General features: G+C 58.9%; 2 protein-coding genes. Both read right to left on the bottom strand.

The features are described 5' to 3' along the window. A partial coding sequence (gene sbcD / locus NZU74_20295) for an exonuclease subunit SbcD (GenBank protein MCS6883670.1) occupies positions 1–525 on the bottom strand: 525 nt, incomplete at its 3' end. A gap of 24 nt (positions 526–549) precedes the next feature. After that, on the bottom strand, positions 550–866 hold a 317-nt coding region (locus NZU74_20290; GenBank protein ID MCS6883669.1), incomplete at its 5' end, for an ABC transporter ATP-binding protein.

Here is an 866-nt window from a genome sequence, read left to right as displayed (position 1 = left end):
CTGCTCAATAAAATCCATCAGCCGCCGGGTGAGTTCGTACTCGATGCTTGCAAACGACGCGCCAACCATCTCGTCGCGCGCGAGTAGCGTCTGGCGCGTTACCCACGGCACTGCAATCAGTTGCACCTCGCCGCTGCGGGTGGCAATCCGGTGCTGGCGCAAGCGATCAGCCACCGTTACCCCTTCCAACGCCAACGAAGCGAAGATCTCGACTGAATGGGCGCGGCCTTGCGCCGGCGAAATATCGTGATTACCGGTCAGAATAACCACTGCCACCCCCGCCTCACGCAAACGGCGAATGCGAGTGGCAAACTCGCGCTGCACCGTCGGGTTGGGGGTGCGGTTTTTGTAAATATCGCCAGCAATCAGGCAAAGATCAATCTGGTGATCGAGACCGATGGTAATCGCTTCATCCAGCCGGTCGAGGAAGTCAATCAGGCGGGAATGGAGACCACGGCGCGGATCGAGCGCGCCGTAGTTTTCGATCCCAAGATGCAGATCGGCGAGATGCAACATGCGAATCATACTGGCTCCGTTTTGTGCAGCCCCTTAAAATTGGCCGGCAAAATGGCAGGCCACCCAATGCCCTTTGCGCTTCTCTTCAAATGCCGGTTCTTGCTCTTTGCAGATGCTCTTGGCGATCCAGCAGCGCGGGTGGAAGCGGCAGCCGCTCGGCGGATTGATCGGGCTTGGCACATCGCCCTGCAACACGATCCGCTCGCGCTTGACAAAGGGGTTGGGGTGTGGAATGGCCGAGATCAGCGCTTTGGTGTACGGATGCAACGGCTCGCGGAATAGCTCGGTGCTGGTGGTCAACTCGACTAGCTTGCCCAGATACATCACCCCCACCCGGTCAGAGATGTGCT

The organism is Chloroflexaceae bacterium, assembly GCA_025057155.1.
In the GTDB taxonomy this organism is placed as follows: Bacteria; Chloroflexota; Chloroflexia; order Chloroflexales; family Chloroflexaceae; genus JACAEO01.
The sequence above is the reverse complement of the archived record's forward strand: the minus strand, read 5'-3'. Positions and strand labels throughout refer to the sequence as shown.